12 protein-coding genes are annotated in these 15,121 nt (G+C 73.9%); 5 read left to right on the forward strand and 7 right to left on the reverse strand.

The features are described 5' to 3' along the window. Positions 1–90: 90 nt before the first annotated feature. From ACIP4P_RS00275 to ACIP4P_RS00285, 3 genes are all read right to left on the reverse strand, one after another. Entirely contained in the window at positions 91–1,047 is a 957-nt protein-coding gene (locus tag ACIP4P_RS00275) for a TAXI family TRAP transporter solute-binding subunit (RefSeq protein WP_350512092.1), read from the reverse strand. A 115-nt stretch (positions 1,048–1,162) separates the two neighbouring features. Next, entirely contained in the window at positions 1,163–2,998 is a 1,836-nt protein-coding gene (locus ACIP4P_RS00280) for an alkaline phosphatase family protein (protein ID WP_400913121.1), read from the reverse strand. Positions 2,999–3,233: 235 nt separating this feature from the next. Further along, positions 3,234–3,878 (reverse strand): TetR/AcrR family transcriptional regulator C-terminal domain-containing protein, encoded by a 645-nt coding sequence (locus ACIP4P_RS00285; protein WP_400913123.1) that lies wholly within the window; start codon positions 3,876–3,878, stop codon positions 3,234–3,236. Between the two features lie 70 nt (positions 3,879–3,948). Between ACIP4P_RS00285 and ACIP4P_RS00290 the strand changes: the two genes are divergently transcribed. Next, positions 3,949–5,391 (forward strand): FAD-dependent monooxygenase, encoded by a 1,443-nt coding sequence (locus ACIP4P_RS00290; RefSeq protein WP_400913126.1) that lies wholly within the window; start codon positions 3,949–3,951, stop codon positions 5,389–5,391. 84 nt (positions 5,392–5,475) lie between these two features. On the opposite strand, the gene ACIP4P_RS00295 is transcribed toward ACIP4P_RS00290, so the two are convergent. Both ACIP4P_RS00295 and ACIP4P_RS00300 read right to left on the reverse strand, forming a co-directional pair. Continuing rightward, positions 5,476–6,009, reverse strand: a complete 534-nt coding sequence (locus ACIP4P_RS00295; RefSeq protein WP_400913128.1) for a signal peptide protein — start codon at positions 6,007–6,009, stop codon at positions 5,476–5,478. Positions 6,010–6,195: 186 nt separating this feature from the next. After that, on the reverse strand, positions 6,196–7,170 hold the full coding sequence (locus tag ACIP4P_RS00300) for an ABC transporter substrate-binding protein (RefSeq protein ID WP_400913131.1): 975 nt from the start codon (positions 7,168–7,170) through the stop codon (positions 6,196–6,198). A gap of 82 nt (positions 7,171–7,252) precedes the next feature. Between ACIP4P_RS00300 and ACIP4P_RS00305 the strand changes: the two genes are divergently transcribed. Genes ACIP4P_RS00305 through ACIP4P_RS00315 form a run of 3 tightly spaced genes read left to right on the forward strand, consistent with a single transcriptional unit; the run spans position 7,253 to position 10,145 of the window. Continuing rightward, the gene (locus ACIP4P_RS00305) at positions 7,253–8,251 is read left to right on the forward strand and encodes a FecCD family ABC transporter permease (RefSeq protein WP_400913133.1); all 999 of its coding nucleotides are present in this window, start codon (positions 7,253–7,255) and stop codon (positions 8,249–8,251) included. Beyond that, positions 8,248–9,327 carry a FecCD family ABC transporter permease gene (locus ACIP4P_RS00310; protein WP_400913135.1) on the forward strand — a complete coding sequence of 360 codons (1,080 nt, stop codon included), beginning with the start codon at positions 8,248–8,250 and terminating at the stop codon, positions 9,325–9,327. Before ACIP4P_RS00305 ends, ACIP4P_RS00310 begins: the two co-directional genes overlap by 4 nt. Beyond that, complete coding sequence (locus tag ACIP4P_RS00315; protein ID WP_400913136.1) at positions 9,324–10,145, forward strand: ABC transporter ATP-binding protein; 822 nt, start codon at positions 9,324–9,326, stop codon at positions 10,143–10,145. Before ACIP4P_RS00310 ends, ACIP4P_RS00315 begins: the two co-directional genes overlap by 4 nt. Positions 10,146–10,151: 6 nt before the next feature. Here the strand turns inward: ACIP4P_RS00315 and ACIP4P_RS00320 are convergent, their stop codons facing one another. Both ACIP4P_RS00320 and ACIP4P_RS00325 read right to left on the reverse strand, forming a co-directional pair. Beyond that, positions 10,152–11,348, reverse strand: a complete 1,197-nt coding sequence (locus ACIP4P_RS00320; RefSeq protein WP_400914399.1) for a cytochrome P450 — start codon at positions 11,346–11,348, stop codon at positions 10,152–10,154. A gap of 125 nt (positions 11,349–11,473) precedes the next feature. Further along, the gene (locus tag ACIP4P_RS00325; RefSeq protein WP_400913138.1) at positions 11,474–13,399 is read right to left on the reverse strand and encodes a glycoside hydrolase family 5 protein; all 1,926 of its coding nucleotides are present in this window, start codon (positions 13,397–13,399) and stop codon (positions 11,474–11,476) included. 254 nt (positions 13,400–13,653) lie between these two features. Between ACIP4P_RS00325 and ACIP4P_RS00330 the strand changes: the two genes are divergently transcribed. Then, entirely contained in the window at positions 13,654–15,072 is a 1,419-nt protein-coding gene (locus tag ACIP4P_RS00330; RefSeq protein WP_400914401.1) for an APC family permease, read from the forward strand. The last annotated feature ends 49 nt before the right edge of the window (positions 15,073–15,121 follow it).

Raw genomic sequence — 15,121 nt, forward strand, 5'->3', positions numbered from 1 at the left:
CCGCGGTCGACCGCCAGGAAGCAGGGTAGCCGGGGCCGTCGGCGGAATGGGCGGCTCCGTGTCAACGGTTCGTCATCGGTCGGGGCCGGTTCAGCCGTACACCGAGCGGTAGTAGGCCGCCGCCCCCGGGTGCAGCGGGACGGCGCCGGTGGAGACGGCGAACCGGGGTTCCAGCCGGGCGCCCGCCGTGACGGAGCGCAGCAGGGTCGCCCACTGGTCGAACAGGATCCCGAGCAGCCGTCGGACGGCGTCCTCGGGCACGGCGGGGCGGGCGGTCAGGTAGTTGCCGACGCCGAGGGTGGCGACCGGGTCGGGCAGGCCGTAGGCGCCGGCGGGCAGGGTGACCGCGGTGTAGACCGGGCCGTAGCGCTCCCGCAGCAGGGCGGCGACCGCGTCCAGGGGCACGAAGCGCAGGGGCAGTTCGCGGGCGAGCGCGGACACCGCGGGCGTCGGCACGCCGCCGGACCAGAACACCGCGTCCAACTCGCCGGAGCGCAGCGCCGCCAGGGACTCGGCCAGCCCGAGCGGATGCTGCCGGACGTCGATCCCGGCCTGCCGCAGCAGTCGGCCGGCCGTCACCTGGTTCCCGGAGCCCACCGCGCCGGTCGCCACCCGGCGGCCCGCCAGGTCGGCGAGTCGGCGCACCGGTCCGTCGGCGGGGGCGAGCAGGTGCAGGTAGTTGACGTACACCCGGGCCAGCGCGGTGAGGCCGATCGGGCGGTCGAAGGCGGCGTGGCCGAGCACCGCGTCCTCGGCCACGTCGGCGGTGGTCAGCGCGAGGTCCACCGAGCCGTCGGCGAGTTGCCGGAGGTTGTCCACGCTGGCCGAACTGCCGACCGGGGTGAGGGTCAGCCGACCGCTGTGCGCGACGGCCTCGGTGAAGGAGCGGCCGAAGGCGTTGTACGGTCCGCCCTCGGGCCCGGTGGCCAGCCGGAGCGTGCGCACCGGGTCGTCCCCGGCGGAGCAGCCGGCCGTGGACCCGACGGTCAGGGCCGCGCCCAGGGCGGCGCCCAGCAGGGTGCGGCGGCGCGGGGTGGCGGCGGTCATGGCAGGGAAGGGTAGCCGCCGGGGCGGGCCCGCCGGCACGGCGGCAGTGGAACGCGGACACCGCCGGGCCCCCGAAGGCGGGGCCCGGCGGTGCCGGTGGTGGGGCGTCGTCGCGTCAGGCGCGGGTGCCGCGCTTGCGGCGGGCGACGAACACCGCGCCGCCGCCGACCGCCAGCAGGGCGACGGCCGTGATCGCGATCGGCCCGGTGTTGGAGTTGGCACCGGTCTCGGCCAGCGGCGGGCCGGAGACGCTGCTGGTGGCCCCGGCGACGGCGGTGCTGCCGGTGCCGGTGCCGGTGGACGTGGTGGCCGTGCCGCCCGGGGTGGTGGAGGCGCCGCCGGTGGGCTGGCCGGTCGGGGTGTCGCCGCCGGCGGGCGCGCCGGTGGCCGGGTCCAGGATCAGGGTGGCCGACTGCGGGTTCTTGAAGTCGAACATGCCCTCGATGGAGCCGGCGTGCTCGTCGAAGGAGGTGTCGCCGATCCGGCCGGTCTTCCAGTTGTCCTCGACGAAGCGCAGGATCGAGGACTGGTCGGTCTGGGTGTGGTCGACGAAGTTGGCCTTGGCGTACGGCGAGGCGACCAGCAGCGGCAGGCGCGGGCCGTAGCCGCAGCGGTCGGCGTAACCGCCCCAGCCGGCGTCCTTGCCGCACTGGCCGGCGCCGCTCAGGCTGTCGTTGGCCTTGTCGGCGGAGCCGTTGACGGGCTCGGCGAACTTGTGGTCGTACCAGCCGTCCGAGTCGTCGTAGGCGATGACGACGGCGGTGGAGGCCCAGTCCTTGGACTTCTGCAGCTTGTTCAGGGTGTCGACGACGAAGTGCTGCTCGTCCAGCGGGTCGGAGTAACCCGCGTGCCCGTCCTGGTAGTTGGCGGCCTTGAGGTAGCTGACGGCGGGCAGGTCGCCGTGCTGCAGGGCGGCGTCGAAGTCGGTCAGGTCGTACTGGTGGTTGGCCTGGCCGTCGTGGCCGATCTCCGCCACGTCCTTGGGCGCCAGGTGCTTCGGGTTCGCCGTGGACTTGTAGTACTGGAACGGCTCGTGGTGCGGGTTGTAGTCGGTCTGCGAGGCGCCCACGATGTTGTTGTGCGCGGCGTCGCAGACGGCCTTGCCGTCCTTGGTGCCGGTCGGCTTGAAGCCGCCCTGGAACCAACCCCAGCTGACGCCCTTGGCGTTGAGCAGGTCGCCGACGTTCTTGCCGGTCATGACCAGCTGGTTGTGCGCGGAGCTGGAGCACTCGTCGTAGCCCGGGTCGGGGTCGTTGACGACGGTGCCGACGCCCTTGGCGTCCGGGGAGGCGACCACGTAGGCGTCGGTGGTCTGCGAGCCGTCCTTCGGGTTGACCGGGTAGCCGCCGTGGGTGTTGCCCGAGACCAGGTTGATCGCGCCGGGGGTGGAGGGCCCGTAGTTGGTGCCGAAGGAGTTGTCGCTCATCGCGAAGCGCTGGGCGTAGTTCCAGTAGCCGGTGACGGTGTTGCCGTCGTAGTAGTCCATCACCAGGCCGGGCGCGGTGTACATCGGGGCCTTGCAGCTCTCGATGTCGGTGTGCTCGACGAACTTGTCCATCTTGCCGCCGTCGAAGGCGAGCTGCTCGTCCTTGTAGGTGTGGTCCTGGTCGCAGGTCACGGCCTGGGACGGGGTCAGGCGCACCGGGTTGTTGCGGTTCGGGTTCTTGTGCAGCAGGTCGTCGCTGAGGCCGTCGACCTTCGGGGTGTCGGGCTTGGCGGTGAACTTCACCTTGTCGTCGGCGGTGTTGGCCGCGTTCGGGTAGGTGCCGAAGTAGTGGTCGAAGGAGACGTTCTCCTGGAAGATCACCACCAGGTGCTTGATCGGGGTGGCGGTCTGCGGGCCGTCGGCCGCGAAGGCCGCCGGGGCACCGCCGAAGGCGGCCAGCGAGGCCGCGCCGATCAGGCCGGCACCACGGCGGAGCCACCTGTTGCGGCTGGGAACTGCGTGCATGGTCGGTTCCTCGGACGTCATCGTCATACGTGTCAGAAGTTGGGGCCGTGACGCGCGTAGTGCGAGCGGCGCGGCGGCACGACGCTAGAGCGTAGCGGTGAACACGGTTGACGAGTACACGTGAATGTGAGGTTAATCGCGGGGATACGGAACCATGCGTCAGGGCTGCCGTTCGGCAGACAAGTCCGGTGAATGCCGCGCGAATCCGGCGATTGCCGGACACGATCCGAGGGTTTCAGGCCAGGAAGACCGCCTCCATCCCGGCCAGGATCGCGGTCAGCCCCTGCTCGAAGCCGTGCTCGAAGTCATCGAACATCACCCGGCCCGCCGCGGCGGCCAGCGGGTGTTCGGCGAGCCGCTCGGCCCGGGCCTCGACGTCGTAGCCGGCCTCGCCCCGGAACGGGTCGGGCCCCATCGCCTGTTCCTCGATGACGTAGCCGACGGTGTAGCTGTACGCGGTGTACCAGGCGCGGGCGGCGGCCTCCGGGGTGAAGCCGGCCTCGATCAGGATGCGCAGCGCGGCGTCCAGCCCCGGGGCGTAGGAGGTGTCGGTGAACCGGGAGCCGCTGTACACCCGGGCGCCGTCGCGGTGGCGCAGCAGCTCGGCGCGCAGTGCGCGCATGGTCCCGAGGTAGGCCTGCCGCCAGTCGCCGGCGGGCGGGGCGGCCGCGGCGTACATCCGGCGCATCATCTCGGTCGCCATCTCGTCGAGCAGCGCCTGCTTGTCCTTGAAGTGCCAGTACAGGGCGGGCGCCTTGACGTCCAGTTCGGCGGCGATCGCCCGCAGGGTCAGGCCGTCGAGGCCGACCTCGTCGAGGAGCGTCAGGGCGGTGTCGACGACCAGGGCGCGGTCCAGCTTGGGGGTTCTCTGCGGCGTCACGGTTGACAGTTTAACGCCGTTAAGTGCAAGCTGCGTGCACCGGCTACTTAACAACGTTAAGGGGGTTGTCGTGACCGATCACGACACGGAGGTCCACGAGGTCCGCACGGACGTCCTGATCGTCGGCGCCGGGCCCACCGGCCTCGCGCTGGCCGTCGACCTGGCCCGGCACGGCGTCGCCGCCCGACTCGTCGAACGCGGCGCGGAACTGTTCCCCGGCTCCCGCGGCAAGGGCCTCCAGCCGCGCACCCTGGAGGTGCTGGACGACCTCGGCGTGCTCGCGGAGATCCGCGCCACCGCTGGCCACTACCCGCCCAACCTGTTCTGGCAGGACGGCGAGCCGCACGGCGAACGCCGGATGTACGACCCGACCGAGCCCTCCGAGGCCGAGCCGTACGCCGAGACCCTGATGCTGCCCCAGTGGCGCACCCAGCAGGTGCTGTACGGGCGGCTGCGCGAACTCGGCGGAGAGGTCGCCTTCGGGCGCGAACTGGTCTCCCTCATCCAGGACGGGGACGGCGTGACCGCCGGGTTCGCGGACGGGGGGCGGATCCGGGCGCACTACGCCGTCGCCGCCGACGGCGGGCGCTCCACGGTGCGCCGGCTGCTCGGGATCGCGATGACGGGCGAGACCGTCGACCCGGCGCCGATGCTGGTCGCGGACGTCCGGGTCGAGGGGCTCGACCGCACCCACTGGCACGTGTTCCAGGCCGAGCAGGGCCTGCTGGCGCTCTGCCCGTTGGCCGGGACGGAGGAGTTCCAGTTGGTCGCGGGCTTCCCGACGGGCGAGGTCGTCGCCCCGACCCTGGACGGCATCCGCGCGCTGGTCGCCGAGCGCACCCACCTGACCGCCGACCAGGTCGCCGGAGTGCGCTGGACCTCCGAGTTCCGGCCGCGCGCGGCCCTCGCCGACCGCTTCCGGGAGGGCCGGGTGTTCCTCGCGGGCGACGCCGCCCACGTGCACTCCCCGGCGGGCGCCCAGGGCCTCAACACCAGTGTCCAGGACGCCTACAACCTGGGCTGGAAGCTGGCCGCGGTGCTGTCCGGCCGGGCGGCGGACGCACTGCTGGACAGCTACCAGGAGGAGCGGCGGGCCAACGCGGAGGCGATGCTGGCGCTGTCCACCGGGGTCCACCGCGGCGAGGTCCGCCGCGGCCGGGCCACCCAGCAACTCGGCCTCGGCTACCGGGAGTCCGCGCTCGCGGTGGAGACCCGGCCGGACCTCCCGGCGGACGCCCTGCGGGCCGGGGACCGCGCCCCGGACGGCCGCCGCGGCGGCACCCGGCTGTTCGACGCCTTCCGCGGCCCGCACTGGACGCTGCTGGCCGTCGGCGCCGGTGCCGAACGGGCCGAACTGCCCGAGCTGGGCGTCCCGGTGGTCCGCATCCCGCCCTACGGGGCGTACGGCACCGGGGTGTTCCTGATCCGTCCGGACGGCTACGTCGGCTGGGCCGGCGCGGACGCCGCGGGCCTGGCGGAGTACGCGGCCCGCCACGGGGCCGCGCGGGGCTGAAAGGCAGGGGCGGCGGCCGGCCGGAGCCAGTCGGCCGGAGTCAGCCGGCCGGAGCCGACCGGCCGCCGCCCGTCGGCTGCCGGCTCAGGCGTAGATCGCGATCCGGGGCTCGACCGTCCCCCGGGCGGGCCCGTGGAGCACGGTGAGCCGGTAGCTCTCGGTGAGGGTGTGGCCGGAGTGCAGCACCAGCTTGGCCGGGGTCAGCGAGGTGTAGAGCGTCCCGGTCTGGTTGCCGAGCGGCAGGGTGTGCCAGTGGCCGTCCGTCCCGAGCAGCTCCAGCCGGAAGTCCGACGGGCTGAGGTACGGACCCCGGTCGGGCGACTCCAGCAGGACCTGCGGGGCGATCGTCTGGTCCGTCCGGTTGTCGTTGCGGTACATGAAGGTGATCTCGTGCGGCGCCCGGTCGGTCGGCAGAGCGGATTCGGGCAGGTCCACGAAGCGCACCGGCGCGGCGGGGGCCCGGCCGGCCGTGGCGGCCGGGGGAGCGGAGGCCGGGGGAGCGGAGGCCGGGGGAGCGGAGGCCGCCCGCGCGGGCGCCGTGAGCGCCGCGGCGGGCAGGACGGCGAGGGTGGCGGCGGTCAGCACCAGCACCCGACGCGGGATCGTCCTGGTCGGCATGGCGCCTCCTTCGGTCGAGGGGCGGCTGGGGGCCGGCGGCCCGGCGGACGGTGTCCGCAGGGCCACGGACCGTGGCCGGCCGGGCGGTTCGTACTCCACCACCTTGCACGTGCCCGGCGGATGGCGCATCCGCCGGGCACGTCGCCGCTGTTCCGAAGGGGATCGCCGGAGCTGCGGGGGGGGGGATTACTTGGCGCCGAAGGCCTTCTCGATGTCCTCGACGACCTTCTCCGCCGCGATCGGGCCGGAGCTGCTGCTCCACACCTGGCCGTCCACCCCGGCGACCTGGCCGGCGCCGACCGCCTTGAGGCGGGTGAAGGCGGGCTGGCTGCGGGCCGTCTCCAGGGCCTTCTCGCCCTCCGCGTTCAGGGTGGCGACGAACACCCGGTCCGCGTCGGCCTTGCCCAGGTTCTCCAGCGACAGCGGGTCGGAGTGCGGCTGGGCGCCCAGGTCGTCGGCGATCGGCAGGGTGGCGGCGCCGGCCTTCTTCAGCAGCTCGCCGGGCATGTTGGTGGTGTTCATCACGATCGGGCCGCTGGGCATCCAGCGCATCACCACGGCGGAGCCGGACTTGCCCTCGCCCGCCTTGGCGGCGCGCTTGTCCAGCGCGTCGAGCTTGGCCGTCAGGTCGTCCTTGTGCCCGAGCGCGTCGCCGTACACGCCCAGCACCGAGCGCCAGTCGCCGCTCTTGGGCACCACGGTCGGCGCCACCGCCGCGAGCTGCTCGTACTGGGACTTCTCGACGCTGGAGGAGGTCAGGATGAGGTCCGGGTTCGCCTTCAGGATCGCCTCGATGTTGGGCTCCTTGACCGTGGCCACCAGCGGGATGCCGTCGGCCTTCAGGTAGGCCGGTGCGGTGGTGCCGCCGCGGCTGGAGCTGGTGCCCACCGGGGTGAAGCCGAGCGAGAGCGCGGTGTCCAGCGCGGTGTCGCCGAGGGCGACGATCCGCTTGGCCTCGGCCGGCACCTCGACCCGGCCGAAGGCGGTCTCGATGCCGCGCTTGCCGTCCTTGCCGTCCTTGGCGGCCGAGGAGGACGCGCTGCCACCACCCGCGGAGTCCTTGGAGCCCGAGGAGCCGCACGCGGTCAGGCCCAGGGAGAGGGCGCCGACCACGGCCGCACCGAGCAGGGTCTTGGTAAAGCGGGTGCCAAGCATGGACATTCTCCGAGCAATGGTAGTTTACGGACGAATTGATTATGAGGTTAGCCTAACCAAAGGCAAAACCCTGACGGGGAGAACCGGTGTGACCTTCCGATCACTACTGCTGCGCGGGCTGATACCCGCCGCCGCCCTGCTGCTCGCCGCCGTCCTGGCGAGCCTGTTGCTCGGCGCGGGCGACGTGGGGCCGTCACGGGCCCTCGCCACCCTGCTCGGTGACGGCGACTCCGACTCCCGCTTCACCGTCTTCGAACTGCGCGCCCCCCGCACCGCCGTGGCGGTGGCCGTCGGCCTCGCCCTCGGCGTCGCGGGCACCGTGCTCCAGGCCGCCGCCCGCAACCCGCTGGCCGAGCCCGGGCTGCTCGGCGTCAGCACCGGGGCCTCCTTCGCCGTCGTGGTCGCCATCGTGCTCGGCGCCGGCGCCGCGAGCGTCGGCCCGTACGTCGCCGTGCTCGGCGCCGCGGCGGGCTGCCTGCTCGCCCTGGGCGCCGCCCGGCTGCGCGGCGCCGGTGACGACCCGGTCCGGCTGGTGCTGGCCGGAGCCGCGCTCAGCGGACTGATGAACGCGGGCTCCTCCGTCCTGCTGCTCTCCGACGCCCGGGCCGCCGACGAGATCCGGTTCTGGACCATCGGCTCGGTGGCCGGCCGCGGCACCGACCAACTCCTCTCCGTGCTACCGGTGCTGGTGCTCGGGCTGCTGCTCGCGGCGGCCGCCGGCCCGGCCCTGACCGCGCTCAGCCTCGGCGACGACGTCGCCACCGGGCTCGGCCACAAGCCCCGGCGGGCCCGCGCCCTCGCGGTGGCCGCCGTCGCGCTGCTGGTCGGCGCCGCCACCGCGATCGCCGGGCCGGTCTCCTTCGTCGGCCTGGTGGTGCCGTTCGCCGCCCGGGCACTGGTCGGCCCCGACCTGCGCCGGCTGCTCGCGGTGTCCGCGCTGCTCGGGCCGGTCGTGGTGCTGCTCGCCGACGTGGCCTCCCGGCTGTTCGCCCGCCCGTACGAGATGCCGCTCGGCGTGACGACCGCGCTGTTCGGCGCCCCCGTCCTGGTCGCCGTCGTCCGTTCGCAGAGGATGCCCGCACTGTGACCCCCATCGCTTCCGAATCCCCTGCCGGGCGACCCGTCTCGACCCCGCCCGGCACCCGGCTGCTCGCGCTCGGGGGCCGCTCGGTGCTGCTGCCGGTCCGTCCGCTGCTCGGCGGCCTCGCCCTGTTGGCCGTCGTGGTCCTGGTGACCGCCGTCGCGCTGTCCGTCGGCGAGACCCGGCTGAACCCGGTCGACGCCCTGCGCGCCGCCTTCGGCAGCGGCACCCCGCGGGACGTGCTGCTGGTGGAGCGGCTGCGGCTGCCCCGGGTCGAGGCCGGGCTCGCCGTCGGCGCCGCGCTCGGCGTGGCCGGCTGCCTGATGCAGACCCTCGCCCAGAACCGGCTGGCCACCCCGGACACCGTCGGCTTCAACAACGGCGCCACCGCCTTCGCGGTCGCCTCCGTCACCGGCACGGCCACCCAACTGCTGCCCTCCGCGGCCGCGTTGGTCGGCGCCGCGACCGCCGCCGCGCTGGCCTTCGCCCTCGGCGGCGGGGCCGGCCGCAACGGCTACCGCTTCCTGGTGGTGGGCCTGGGCGTCGGCGCGGTGTTCGGCGCGGTGACCAATCTGATGCTCTCCCGGGCCGCCATCGACTCCGCCAACGCCGCCTACGCCTGGACGGTCGGCACCCTCAACGGCCGCTCCGCCGAGGCCGTCGGGTACCTGCAACTCGGCCTGCTGGTCTGCGTCCCGGCCGGGATGCTGCTCGGCCGCCGGCTCGCCCTGCTGCGCTTCTCCGACGCCGTCGCCACCGGGCTGGGCGTCCGGGTGCGCGGGCTGCGGATCTCCGTGCTGCTGGTCGCGGTGGTCTGCGCGGGCCTGGCGGTGGCCGTCTCCGGGCCGCTCGGCATGATCGCACTGGCCGCGCCCGAGGCCGCCCGCCGGATCGCCGGCCCGCGCTCGGTGCCGGTGCTCACCTCGGCCGCCGCCGGGGCCGCCCTCACCCTGCTCGCCGACCTGATCGGCCGGACCGTTCTGTCGCCGTTGGAGGTGCCGGCCGGGCTGGTCACCGCCGTCGTCGGCGGGCCGTACCTGCTCTGGCTGCTGCTCACCACCCGTCCCCGGAGGACCGCATGACCGCCGCCCGTACCGCCACCGCCCCGGCGCCCCGGCTGGAGACCGCGGGGCTCACCCTCGGCCACGACCGCACCCTGGTGGTGCGCGAGCTGGACCTCCGGCTGCCGACCGGGCAGGTCACCGTGATCGTCGGCCCGAACGGCTGCGGCAAGTCCACCCTGCTCGGCGGCCTGGCCCGGACCATCGCCCCGCGCTCCGGCGCCGTGCTGCTGGACGGCAAGCCGCTCGGCTCGCTCCCCACCCGCGCGATCGCCCGGATCATCGGCCTGCTGCCGCAGTCCGCCACCGCCCCCGACGGGCTGACCGTCCGGGACTTGGTCCGCTACGGCCGCCAGCCGCACCAGGGCCTGCTGCGGCAGTGGTCCGCTGCCGACGCCGAGGCGGTCGAGCACGCGCTCACCGCGGCCGACCTGCACGACCTGGCGGACCGCCCGCTGGACACCCTCTCCGGCGGCCAGCGCCAGCGCGCCTGGATCGCCATGGCCGTCGCCCAGGACACCGACATCCTGATGCTGGACGAACCCACCTCGGCGCTGGACATGGGCCACGCCCTGGAGGTGCTGGAGATGGTGCGCGGCCTGACCGGGCGCGGCCGCACCGTCGTGCTGGTGCTGCACGACCTCAGCACCGCCTGCCGCTACGCCGACCACATGGTCGCGATGCGGGACGGCCGGATCGCCGCCCAGGGCGCGCCGCGTGACATCGTCACCCCGGAGCTGGTGCGCGAGCTGTACGGGGTGGAGAGCGTGATCCTCACCGACCCGGTGCACGGCACCCCGGTGGTCTGCCCGGTCGGCCTGGCGGCCCGGACCGCCTGAGCGAGCTCACCAGGTGACCGGCAGCTCCGCCAGGCCGCCGGTCAACTGGCTCTCCCGCCAGCGCAGTTCGGCCTCCGGGACGGCCAGTCGGAGGCCCGGCAGCCGCCGGAAGAGCTGCTCGAACACCACCTCCAGCTCCAGCCGGGCCAGGCTCGCCCCGACGCACAGGTGCGGCCCGGCGCCGAAGGCGGTGTGCGGCGGCGGCGGGCGGTCCCCGACGAAGCGGTCGGGGTCGAAGCGGTCGGGGTCCGGGTAGGCCGTCGGGTCCAGGCAGGCCGGGCCGTTGGCGAACAGCACCAGGTCCCCGGCGGCGATCCGGCCGTCCGCGGTGTCGACGTCGACCACCGCCCAGCGCCAGACCAGGCCGAGGTCCGGCTGGCCGACCCGGAGCAGCTCCTCCACCGTGGCGGCCAGCCGCCCGGGGTCTGCCGCCACGGCCCGGAGCTGCTCGGGACGGGCGAGCAGCTGGAGCACCCCGGTGCCGATCCTGGTGACCGTGGTGACGTGACCGGCGAACAGCAGGGCCACCGCCCACAGCACCGCGAGGTTCGCGTCGATCAGGCCCTCGTCCTGCGCCCGCACCAGGTCGGTGAGGGCGTCCGCGGCGGGGGCGGCGCGCTTGCGCTCCATCAGCGCCCGCACGTAGTCGTTGAGCCGGCCGAGCGCCGTCCAGACCCGCTCGGGCTCGGCGAGGTAGACCACGTCGGCGGTCCAGGCCTGGAACTCCGCCCGGTCCGTGACCGGGACGCCGAGCAGCTCGCAGACCACGTCGACCGGCAGCGGCTCGGCGAGCAGGGCGTGCAGGTCGGCCGGGGGACCGGCGGCCACCAGGCGGTCGATCCGGTGGGCGGCGAGCGCCTCGATCCGCGGCCGCAGCCGCCGGACCCGGCGGACGGACAGCGAGTTCGCGGTGACCCGGCGCAGGATCCGGAACTCCTCCTCCAGCCGCTCGTGGTCGGTGCCCTGCGGCCCGTAGAACTGCCCGGTCGCGGAGAGCACGGGCGCCGAGGGCGGATCGGGGTGGGCCCGGCCGAAGCGGTCGTCCGAGAGCATCCGGACGACGTCCGCGCGCCGGGTGACCAGCCAGGCCGGGTGCCCGGCGAAGGTCCGCACCCGGGCGATCCCGCCGGAGAGCTGGAGGGCACGGAACTCCGGGGCCACCGCCAGGGGGTCGGGCCGGTGGAAGGGGAGCTGCTTCGGCATGGTCACCAGCCCGGTCGTGCGGTCGCCGCCGCGGCCAGGGTACTGACCGCGCGGGCCGCGCGGTCAGTACGACCGGGGTGTGGCGGGTGTGCGCCCCCGGGCGCCCGGGGGCGGTTACGCGCCCGTCAGCTCAGCGGGCGGCAGAGCAGCGCGTCCGGGACGCCGTACTGCAGCCGGCGCCAGGTGTCGGCCACGCCGGCGACGTACTCGCCGTCGGCGCACTGGCCCTTGTAGGAGCCCGGCGCCCAGTCGCTCGCCGTCGAGCCGCCGCCGGCCGGCCGGTCGTCGCCGTGGTCGAACCAGACGGTGCGGCCGCCGGTGGGCAGGGCGGTGGCGGCCGGGGCGCAGAGCAGGGCGGACATCGCGTTGTCGTGCACGCTGTAGCCCGCCGCGAAGGTGTTGTCGGGGCACTGCAGCTTGTCGTAACCGGAGGCCCAGTCGCCCTCGGTGACGTAGCGCTGGTCGGTGACGGTCACCCAGTCGCCGGCGCCGGGGGCGGGCTGCCCGGCGTCGGTGCACAGGCCGCGGCTGCTGCCGCGGCCCAGGCCGGCCAGCCGCTGGCCGTCCGGGCAGTTCCCCTTGCGGTTGCCGGGGCTCCAGTCGGACTGCGCCAGCATCCGGGCGGACACGTTCTGGTCGCCGTGGTCGAGGTCGAGCATGTTCCAGCGGGCGGCCGGGGCGACCTGGCCGGTGTACGAGGGGGCGTCGACCAGCTTGTGCCAGTCTGCGGCGCGCCAGTCCCCGGGGTCGTCCAGGCCGAGCTGCTGGCCGGTCGCGTCGTAGGAGAGCAGCGCCCAGTTGTCGTTGGGGACGCCGTTGTTCTGCCAGCCGACCAGCGGCCAGATCGCGAAGTCGGTGTCGTCGGCGGCCAGGAGGTCGGTGAAGCGGTCGAACCAGGCCTGCTCCTTGGCGTCCGTGGAGCCCCGCCCGGCCGCGCCGAACTCGCTGACCCAGACCGGGGCGGTGAAGTGCTGGCCGGACTGCGTGACGAACAGCGCCTCCTGGTCCACCACCTGGGCGAGCTGCTCGGGGGTGAAGTCCTCGTAGCGCGGGTCGCCGGTCGAGCCGGGGCTGCCGGCGGCCGCGCCGGTGTTGGCCGGGCCGGTGTAGGCGTAGAAGTGGGCGGCGTAGACCAGCTTGTCGGAGTGGATCAGGGTGTTGGACAGGGTCGCCACCGGGGTGAGCATCGGCCGGCCGTGGGAGAACCCGGCGGCCGGGATGCCGTACCAGTTGATGCCCTCCATGATGACCAGCAGGTCCGGGTCGGCCTGGAGGATCCGGTTCCCGGCCTCCTCGAAGGCGCTGTACTCGTCATGGGCGTCGCCCAGGCCCCAGTTGGGGTCGTCCCAGGTGTCGCGGCGCACCTCGTTGCGCAGGTCGGCGCCGACCACCCGCTTGTTCGCCCGGTAGCGCTGTGCCATGAACACCCAGTCGTCCTCCCACTGCTGGGTGCTCTGGCCGCTGTTCCAGCGCTCGTTGCCGTCCAGGCCGCAGCAGAAGCGGTAGCTGGTGGTGTGGTTGTTGAGGACGACCGCGAAGCCGTCGGCGGTCAGCGCGGCCACCACGGCGTCGTAGACCTGCAGCGGGGTCTTGCCCTTGAGCTGGGGGTTGGCGGCGACGGCGGCGTCCGGGACCGTACTGGTGTCGTGGATCAGCGCGTTGGCGAAGGGCAGCCGGACGGCGTTCAGGCCCAGGCCGTGGAAGCCCGCCAGGATCCGGTCGATCGGCGCCCGGTCCAGGCCGAGCGGGAGGTCGTAGGAGACCTGGCCGGCCTGGTTGTTCGCCGGGTCGGTGGTCGAGCCGCTGCCCTCCCAGGTGCCCTGGGCGCCGGACCAGTTGCCGGCCTTGAGCTTGAAGCGGTCGCCGTCGGCGTCGACCACGTACCGGCCGCGGGTGCTCAGCGGGCCGGTCCAGGAGGCGGCGAGCTGGGCGCCGGTCAGGACCGGCGCGGGGGAGGCGACCGCCTGGGCGGTCGGGGCGGTGCTCAGGAGTGCGGCCAACAGGGCCGCCACCGTGAGCACGGCGGTGCGGGCTCTACGAAGGGGGATCACGGATGCTCCGGCGAGGGTGACAGGGGCAGGGGTTTGTCGACGGTACGTCAAAACAACTGTTCAGGACGAGACCGTGGACCGGTTGAACCCCTTATGACAACGGCATTGACGTGAAACGAACCCACCGGTTTCATGGCTGCACTTCCCCCGCCCCACCCCCCACACCCCCCCACGAGCAAGGCGGTGATCCGTTGGCCTCCACGGTCAAGGACGACACGGGCAGCGGCCCGAGAGCCGGCACGACGCACGGCACCATGCACCGCTCCATCGGCCTGCTGGACGGCGCGGCGATCGCCGCCTCCAGCACGGCCGCCACCAGCAGCATCGGCATCGGTCTCGGCCTGATGGCCGGGGTGGTCGGCCTCCACCTGCCCGCGATCATGCTGCTGGCCTTCCTGCCCGTGCTCGCCATCGCCGGCGGCTACGGGCGGCTGAACGCGGTCGAGCCGGACGCCGGCAGCAGCTACCGCTGGGTCGGCCGCACGCTCAGCCCCTGGCTGGGCTTCCTCACCGGCTGGGTCAACACCGTCGGCACGGTCGTCTTCATGGCCTACACCACCACCGTCACCGGCTCGGCGACCATCCAACTCCTGGGCGAGGCCCACCTGCGCAGTGTCGCCGGGCTGCGGCTGGACGCCGACTCCACCGTCCAGTGCACCCTGCTCGGCCTGGTCGTGCTGATCGGCGCCGCCCTCGTCGCGGTCCGCGGCCTCGACCTCGCCGCCCGGCTGCAGAAGGCCCTGCTGGTCTTCGAGTACGCCGTCCTGCTCGGCTTCTGCGGCTACGGGCTGTTCGCCGGCGACCAGCCGTTCTCGCTCCAGTGGTTCAATCCCTTCGACATCCCCTCCTTCGACGCCGTCGCCCAGGGCATGGTGCTCGCGGTGTTCTGCTACTGGGGATTCGAGTCCGTCTTCAGCGTCGGCGAGGAGGTGCGCGACCCACGGGACGCCTCCCGGGGCGGCCTGCTCGCCCTGGTGGTGATGCTGCTGCTCTTCCTGCTCGCCGGCACCGCCTTCCAACGGGTGCTCCCGCTCGGCGAGTTGGCCGACAACGGCGCCCACGGGCTGACCTACTTCGGCACCCGGCTCGCCCACCAGCCGCTCGCCGCCCTGCCGTTGATCGCGCTGCTGTTCTCCGCCGTCGCCTCGCTGCAGTCCTCGGTCATCCCGACCGCGCGCGGCATGTACGCGATGGGGCGCGACGGCGTCCTCGGCCCGGTCTGGACCAGACTGCACCCCCGGCACGCCACCCCCGCCGTCGGCACCCTGCTGATCACCGGCATCGCCGTGCTGCTCGCCCTCGTCTCGCTCGCCATCCCCACCGTCAACGACCTGATCTCCGCCGCCGTCAACGCGATCGGCATCATCGTCGCCCTCTACTACGCGCTCACCGCCGTCGCGGCCGCCGTCCGCTTCCGCCACCTGCTGCGCACCGACCCGCTCCAGGGCCTGCGCGCCGTGGTCGGCCCGCTGCTCGGCGCCGCCGCGCTGCTCGCCGTCGGCGGCTACCTCGCCTGGAGCTTCTACGACTCCACCGACCACTTCGAACTCTCCGCCGACAACGGCTGGTTCGAGCTGACCGTGGTGGTACTGATGGTCGTCACCGGCCTTCCGGCGGCGGCCTGGGCGCGATGGCGCCGCCGCTCGCCGTACTTCCTCGACCCGACCGGCTGAGCGACTCCCGTACGGCAGCACCCGAACCGCAGCAACGAGAACCACCGCA

It is taken from the genome of Kitasatospora sp. NPDC089509 (genome assembly GCF_044749365.1).
Classification (GTDB): Bacteria; Actinomycetota; Actinomycetes; order Streptomycetales; family Streptomycetaceae; genus Kitasatospora.